The organism is uncultured Acinetobacter sp., from assembly GCF_947626835.1.
Taxonomy (GTDB): Bacteria; Pseudomonadota; Gammaproteobacteria; order Pseudomonadales; family Moraxellaceae; genus Acinetobacter.
The window spans coordinates 35775-43236 of record NZ_CANQTS010000019.1 but is presented as its reverse complement, the minus strand read 5'-3'; the positions used below and the strand labels follow the sequence as shown (position 1 = coordinate 43236).

5 protein-coding genes and 1 pseudogene are annotated in these 7462 nt (G+C 40.8%); 5 read left to right on the top strand and 1 reads right to left on the bottom strand.

Annotated features, from left to right (window positions below):
- Nucleotides 1-263: 263 nt before the first annotated feature.
- The 4 genes and pseudogenes from cysD (at nucleotide 264) to Q0Z55_RS08670 (ending at nucleotide 3718) form a co-directional block, all read left to right on the top strand.
- Nucleotides 264-1178, top strand: coding sequence for a sulfate adenylyltransferase subunit CysD (gene cysD / locus Q0Z55_RS08685; RefSeq protein ID WP_297427113.1), 915 nt, complete (start codon nucleotides 264-266; stop codon nucleotides 1176-1178).
- 102 nt (nucleotides 1179-1280) lie between these two features.
- Entirely contained in the window at nucleotides 1281-2897 is a 1617-nt protein-coding gene (gene cysN / locus Q0Z55_RS08680; protein WP_297427111.1) for a sulfate adenylyltransferase subunit CysN, read from the top strand.
- Nucleotides 2898-3032: 135 nt separating this feature from the next.
- Nucleotides 3033-3302, top strand: a pseudogene (locus tag Q0Z55_RS08675) (hypothetical protein).
- Nucleotides 3303-3472: 170 nt separating this feature from the next.
- The gene (locus Q0Z55_RS08670) at nucleotides 3473-3718 is read left to right on the top strand and encodes a DUF2798 domain-containing protein (RefSeq protein ID WP_297427109.1); all 246 of its coding nucleotides are present in this window, start codon (nucleotides 3473-3475) and stop codon (nucleotides 3716-3718) included.
- A gap of 41 nt (nucleotides 3719-3759) precedes the next feature.
- Here the strand turns inward: Q0Z55_RS08670 and Q0Z55_RS08665 are convergent, their stop codons facing one another.
- Entirely contained in the window at nucleotides 3760-6147 is a 2388-nt protein-coding gene (locus Q0Z55_RS08665) for a glycerophosphodiester phosphodiesterase (protein ID WP_297427107.1), read from the bottom strand.
- Between the two features lie 250 nt (nucleotides 6148-6397).
- Between Q0Z55_RS08665 and Q0Z55_RS08660 the strand changes: the two genes are divergently transcribed.
- Nucleotides 6398-7393, top strand: coding sequence for an NAD(P)H-quinone oxidoreductase (locus Q0Z55_RS08660; protein WP_297427105.1), 996 nt, complete (start codon nucleotides 6398-6400; stop codon nucleotides 7391-7393).
- Nucleotides 7394-7462 lie beyond the last annotated feature (69 nt).

The following is a 7462-nucleotide window of genomic DNA, read 5'->3' as shown; positions in this document are numbered from 1 at the left end:
TTATTGTTTGAACCCCAATAAGCCAACTTTCCAAAATATGCTAAAAGGTTAAGTGGATTTCATCGAACTCAGGTTATAATAAGTATCGCCAATTTACAGCATTTTTTGCATAAAAACTTATACAATATATCAGTTTTGCTCTATATGAAGATTTTGCATATCAATATCATAAAACAAGCAATCGTTATGAAAAGTAAATCACTATAATGGCAAAATATCTTTAAAAGTGTAATAAGTACACGTATTCTAAGCTGGTGTTGTCCATGTCATTAAATGAGGAAAGACTTACTCATCTTAAACAGCTTGAAGCTGAGAGTATTCATATCATCCGTGAAGTTGCCGCTGAGTTTGAAAACCCAGTGATGCTTTACTCCATTGGTAAAGATTCAGCAGTCATGCTGCATTTAGCCCTCAAAGCGTTCTATCCTGCCAAACTTCCATTCCCATTATTGCATGTTGATACGGGTTGGAAATTTAAAGACATGATCACCTTTCGTGACAACATGGCAAAAACCCATGGTTTTGATTTAATTGTGCATCAAAACAAAGAAGGTGTAGATGCAGGCATTAATCCATTTGATCATGGTAGCTCAAAATATACCGACATCATGAAAACGCAAGGCTTAAAACAAGCCCTTGATAAATATGGTTTTGATGCAGCATTTGGCGGCGCACGTCGTGATGAAGAAAAATCACGTGCCAAAGAGCGTGTTTATTCATTCCGTGATTCAAAGCACCGTTGGGATCCAAAAAACCAACGTCCTGAACTTTGGAATCTGTATAACGGTAAAGTCAATAAAGGCGAAAGCATCCGTGTTTTCCCATTGTCAAACTGGACTGAGCTGGATATTTGGCAATACATCTATTTAGAAAGTATTCCATTGGTACCGCTATACCTTGCTGCAGAACGTCCTGTGGTCGAGCGTAGTGGCACACTTATTATGATTGATGATGAACGTATGCCTTTATTAGAAGGTGAAGTTCCACAAATGAAATCGGTGCGTTTCCGTACGTTAGGTTGTTATCCACTGACAGGTGCAGTTGAATCAACTGCCGACACCTTACCGGAAATTATCCAAGAAATGCTGCTTGCCACGAGCTCTGAACGTCAAGGTCGTATGATTGACCATGACGAAGCAGGTTCGATGGAGAAAAAGAAGCAAGAAGGTTACTTCTAAAAATTGCCCAAGCACACCAAGACGTGTGTAAGTTCCCCCTAAAGCTATAGGGGGAATGCGGGGATTAAAACCGATTTCTAAAGAATATGTGGAGTTTGAGCAATGTCTCATCAATCAGATTTAATTAGCCAAGATATTTTGGGCTATTTGAAACAACACGAAAATAAAGACTTATTGCGTTTTTTAACCTGCGGTAATGTCGATGACGGTAAATCGACGCTCATTGGCCGTCTGCTTTACGATTCAAAATTGATCTATGAAGATCAATTACAAGCGGTAACCCGTGATTCTAAAAAAGTGGGTACTACAGGTGATGCGCCAGATTTGGCATTGCTTGTGGATGGTTTACAAGCAGAGCGTGAGCAAGGCATTACCATTGATGTCGCGTATCGTTATTTCTCAACAGAAAAACGTAAGTTTATTATTGCCGATACCCCGGGACACGAACAGTATACCCGTAACATGGCAACAGGCGCATCCACTTGTGACCTTGCGATTATCCTCATTGATGCGCGTTACGGTGTACAAACCCAAACCCGTCGTCATACGTTTATTGCAAGCTTACTTGGCATTAAGAACATTATTGTTGCGATCAATAAAATGGACTTAGTGGAATTCTCTGAAACACGTTTCAATGAGATCCAAGCACAATATGCTGACTTCGTGAACCAACTGGGTGATCGTAAACCTGCCAATATCATCTTTACGCCAATTTCTGCGTTAAATGGTGATAATGTGGTGAATAAATCACCAAATACACCGTGGTACACAGGCCAAACCTTAATGGGTACGCTTGAGTCGGTTGAAATTAGCCGTGGCAGCCAAAAACAAGATTTCCGTTTCCCTGTGCAATATGTCAACCGTCCAAACCTCGATTTCCGTGGTTTCTGCGGTACGGTTGCGCTAGGTGAAGTGAAAGTAGGCGATACGATTACTGCTTTACCATCAGGTAAATCATCTACAGTAAAGGAAATCGTCACTTTTGATGGCAACCTTGAGCGTGCAGTTGCAGGTCAAGCGGTAACTTTAACCTTAAACGATGAAATTGATATTTCGCGTGGTAATGTACTTGTACGTGCCGATCAAGCAGCGCCTTATATTTCACGTTCAGTGAATGCCACTGTGGTATGGATGGCAGATCAGCCATTAGTGATTGGTAAGTTATATAACTTAAAAGTGGGTACGCAGACTGTACCTGCAAAAGTGACCGCAATTAACTACCGTACTAATGTTAATACACTTGAAAAAGCACAAGTTGAAAGCCTAGAGCTGAATTCAATTGCTAATGTGACGGTTGAATTTGATGCGCCGGTGGTATTTGATCGCTATCAAGACAGCCGTTACACAGGTTCGTTTATCTTCATTGATCGTTTAAACAACGTGACGATTGGTGCAGGTATGGTTGAAGAAGCTGTGGAATGGACAGCGCATAGCAATCCAGTGACTGCAGAAGATCGTGCTGCACGTTTAGGTCAAAAACCTGCTGCGGTCACTGTGTCGAATGCTGCACTTGAAAATGCACAAGCTTTAGAGAGCTTATTGCTGCAACAAGGTATCGTTGCACTTGCTAAAGCCGGTCTTGAGGTACAGCAAGTAGTATTGCTTCGTGAAACAGGTGTTGTTGTTATTACAGATACAGCTGAAGGTACAGATGCAACTTTAACGACTGATACAGTTGAAGAGTTGGCTGAACAAATTATTGAGTTAGTTTGTCTTTAAGATTGAACTGATTTGAGAAAACCCGCCGAATGGCGGGTTTTTTATTGCCTAAACTTTATGAAATAAAGAAATCTTTGTGATGGACTGCACAAAATAATTTAAGCCCTTATAATACGCAGCATTTTAGGGGGTGATATGAAAAAATTATTGTTTTTAATAGGGTTAGCTTTTAGTTTTACTATCGAAGCAAAACAGGCACAAAGTACAGAACAGATGAAGCAGAAAATCATTCAAGAATCTATTGAGGATTATCCGGGGAATTGTCCGTGTCCTTATAATATAGCGAGTAATGACAGTCGCTGTGGTAATCGCAGTGCTTAGCATCGTGCAGGGGGTTATACACCAATCTGTTATCCTGAAGATGTGACCACGCAAATGATTAAAAATTATAAACAGCATGGTTAACTCAAATCATCTTGCTTAAGTAATCTATGACTTTAAAATGGTTGAATCGATTTGGCTATTTGGTCGTATTTTAACCATCAAGTATCTATTCCTGAGGGCTGATGAAAATAGTCCATGTATTGAGTCACTTGCTATTAGAATAAGTCATTTACTAAAAATGGGATTGATCTATGCGTCTTAAAATTCACCCTAAACATTTAACCTGGCTGATGCCATTGATCTTATCGGGCATTATGAGTGGGGCAATCTCATGTTTTAACATTTATTTAAAAATTGGTGTAGCAGAAGGTTTTTTAAGTATATGGTTACATGCCTGGAGCTTATCGTGGCTGATGGCATTTCCACTGATCATGATCATGTTACCGATTGTACGTAAATTACTTAGTAAAATTGTGGCACAGCCACCAGAGAGTTAAGGAAAATCATCAGATTTTCCTTAACTCTAAAAGATAAAGTTTTATTGTACCGTCACGCTGACAGGTTCAGCATATAAGGTATAAATATAGTTGGGGGCAATTTGATACTGATAACGTGGCATCACATAAGCTGTCCCTTTTTCGCTAAAGGTCACGGCTTGTCCATTTTGGCTATATTTAGCTGAATTTGGTAAGACCAACATTTCATTAAAGACATACGCTTGGGTTTGACCCAGTTGAGTATGCAAGTTACCTACAATACTCACTGATTGCCCCACTTGTGCGGTCACTTGTTTTGCTGTGCTGAGTTGTACCACAAAGTTTGATGCATCATGCGCATAATCAGTGGTTAAACCATGCGTACCCTGCACATACATGCGGTTAAAATCATCTTTATTTAAACGGAACGTCCATGGCCAAAAGGTCACGCCACGTTGTGCAGCCTGCTGCATGAGGCTCTGACTCAGACCACTAAATGACGGGTTAAAGGTCGATGAGTATTTTTGCGTGGCATCTAAAATTCGGCGTGTGTTGACCAAGTCACTTTGTGCCGCAGGCGTACTGGTTAACAAGCCTGTAGAGACACCTGGTAACACATTTTTCATTTTTAAAATTTGTTCGCCATTAAAGCTAATCACAATCGCTTGATCGTAGGCATCGTATTGATCAAGGAGCTGTTTAATTTTAGGAATAATGGCCGGATTACTGCTTTTAATCTCAATAAAATTGGTGACATGCGGGAATTTTTTAACTTCTGCAAGCACTTCTTGCATGGTCGGTACAGCACGGTTGTAACCTAAGGTACGTAACTCACGAATTTCAGCTAAGGTCATGTCTTCAATATTGCGATTTACACCTGTAGTACGTGTAGTAGTCGTATCATGCATGAGGATCACATGGCCATCTTGACTTAAATACACATCATATTCAACCGCATCAGCACCCACTTCAATGGCTTTTAAAGTTCCCTCTAAGGTGTTTTCATCATCTAAGGCAGGAATACCACGATGTCCTGTAATTAAAGGCTTACGTAATAAGGTATTGGGTGCCATGCTCTGCATAATATCGGCATAGACTTCTGGTGTATCACTCCAAATCCCGTTGACGCCTGTAGTGAGAATTCGGGCTGCTTCGTGCGCATTGCTTTGTGTGGTTTTTGCCCAAGGTGTAATCAGTAGACGTTGTAAATGACTAACACTGCTACGGGTGGTCAGTTGCGGTGGTAAAATCACAATTTTCGCAAGTGCCACATTGGTATTATGCACAACCGTATTTAAGTCCTGCTTACGATTCGTTAAGTTGGTTTTGGTTGAGTAATCAAGTGCAGTACGTAATTGTGGCAGCGCAATACGCGCTTGACGTAATAAATCGACATTGTCCGACAGCAAAGTCAAGTCAGCCAGGTCGTAATCGCCAGCAATTGCAACTAACGCATTTAAAGTGGCAGGATGGTCAATGTGTAAAAGTGGCAGGGTTTTTCGCTGTTTATCTTGTAAATAGCTGGTTAACGACATGACATTTTTTTGATTGCTGTCAATTAAATTCAGTGCTGCATCAAGGCGATAAGCCACATGTGTGACGCTACTTGGTGTAAGATTTTGGCCAGCAGATTGAATCAGGGTCGGTGCCATTGCAACAGGAAGTGCTTGATCAACCAACTCAGTGACTTTATTGGACTCAGGTAAGGCATCGAGTTGTTCAGTGACTTTTAAATGACTGACTTTCATTAAAAGTCCTGCACTGGATAAGCCAATACCACCTTGATTAAGGTTATAGGGTAAACTGCTGTCTAACACCAACTGATCATCTAAATAATGACGCACACGATTGCCATGCACAATGACAGTGGCTTTATGGGTTTTATTTAAGCCGATATCTTTATGATGCGCAGATTTTTGCAAGACATTCCATGCATTGGTGGGCATACGTAACGATAATTCTAAACCACTATTGCCTGTGGTCTGCTTACGCATGGCAAATTGATAATACGGACTAAAAGCAGGATCAGCATATTCATCGGCAGCACGGTACATAATACTGGCCCAACGCCCATCATTATTGGCTTCAACATAGCTAAATTCTAAGTCAATACGATAGTTACGCAATTGTTGATATTCAGCAGGTAATAATACAGAGGTCATTTGCGTATCATTGGCACGCCCATCTAAATAAAGGTCGCCATTTTCAATATAAACTTGTCCTGCATTATTTTTAGGTAGCATCCAATTGGCAGGTAAAGCGTTGAGCTGATCGAAGTTTTCATCTAAATAAATTTCAGGTAACGGAACCACTTGTTCAGGAATCGTGGGTTGAGGTGCAGGCGATGTGATATTGGGGCCTGTGACATTATTATTTTGATCGTCGTCATCCGAGCAGGCTGCTAAATTTAAGCATAATAAAATGGTGCTATATAAGTAGGCACGTTTCATACAGTTTATTCTCAAGTGATCATTATGATCTAGGCAACATAGCGTGCCTTTATGACAAAGCGATGGTGCTGTCATAAAGGAAAAGAAATATTACATATTAAATTTTAATGACTTACATCACTCTGTCATGAGTTTATGTTGATACACTTGGCAGAGGCAAAAATTACAATCTAGACTTGGCATTTATAGACTTTTATTTTATGTTGCTAAGCCTCAGTTATTTAAAAAAATCAAACAAAAGGAATCGGGTATGTCACAAGCAACGATGCAGCAGATTATCATTACCGAGCCGGGTGGCGTTGAAAAACTGGCCTATGAAAGCTTTGCCATTCCAACGCCCAAAGCCGATGAAGTCTTGGTACAGGTACATGCTTTTGGGATTAACCGTCCAGATATTTTACAGCGCCAAGGTCTATACCCAATGCCTAAAGGTGTGACACCTGTGCCAGGTCTTGAAGTGGCTGGGATTATTACTGCGGTAGGCAGTGACGTTACCAAATTTCAAGTGGGTGATCAGGTCTGTGGTTTGACCAATGGCGGTGGTTATGCCGAGTATTGCGTGGTGCCAGAGAGCCAAACTTTAGCCATTCCTCAAGGTTTAAGCTTTGTACAAGCTGCGGCTATTCCTGAAACCTTCTTTACGGTATGGGCCAACGTGTTTGAGATGGGCAAAGCCAAAGCAGGGGAAACTTTATTGGTGCATGGTGGAACCAGTGGTATTGGCACCACAGCACTTATGCTCGCCCAAGCTTTAGGTTTAAACACCTTTGCCACTGTGGGCTCAGATGAAAAAGTGCAAGCGATTTCGCATTTAACTACCGCAATTAATTATAAAACCCAAAATTTTGAAGAGGTGATTCAAGTTGCAACCGACAAAGCCGGTGTTGATGTCATTTTAGATATCGTTGGTGCGCCGTATTTAGAGCAAAACTTAAATTTATTGCGCCGTGATGGACGTTTAGTGTATATCGCATTTTTAGGTGGTGCCAAAGCCAAAGAGGTTAAGCTGGGTCAAATTATGATGAAGCGTTTAACCATCACAGGTTCGACCATGCGTGCACGTACCACAGAAGAAAAAGCCACAATTACCCAAGGTTTAAAAACGCATGTGTGGCCATTGTTAGAACAAGGTCAATGCATTCCAATGATTTATAAAACCTTTAACTTTGCGCAAATTCAAGATGCCCATGCAGCACTGGATACTGGTGAACATGTTGGGAAAGTGGTGGTTGAAGTAAAACATTAATTTGTGACTAAAAATCCTCCACAGTTGGGGGATTTTTTATTTTTAGCTTATGCCGTCGCATGATATATT

Bases quoted from the DNA above. Each gene is read 5' to 3' on its own strand.
- Q0Z55_RS08660 (WP_297427105.1), top strand. From the start codon at position 6,398: ATGTCACAAGCAACGATGCAGCAGATTATCATTACCGAGCCGGGTGGC.
- Q0Z55_RS08665 (WP_297427107.1), bottom strand. From the start codon at position 6,147: ATGAAACGTGCCTACTTATATAGCACCATTTTATTATGCTTAAATTTA.
- cysN (WP_297427111.1), top strand. From the start codon at position 1,281: ATGTCTCATCAATCAGATTTAATTAGCCAAGATATTTTGGGCTATTTG.
- cysD (WP_297427113.1), top strand. From the start codon at position 264: ATGTCATTAAATGAGGAAAGACTTACTCATCTTAAACAGCTTGAAGCT.
- Q0Z55_RS08670 (WP_297427109.1), top strand. From the start codon at position 3,473: ATGCGTCTTAAAATTCACCCTAAACATTTAACCTGGCTGATGCCATTG.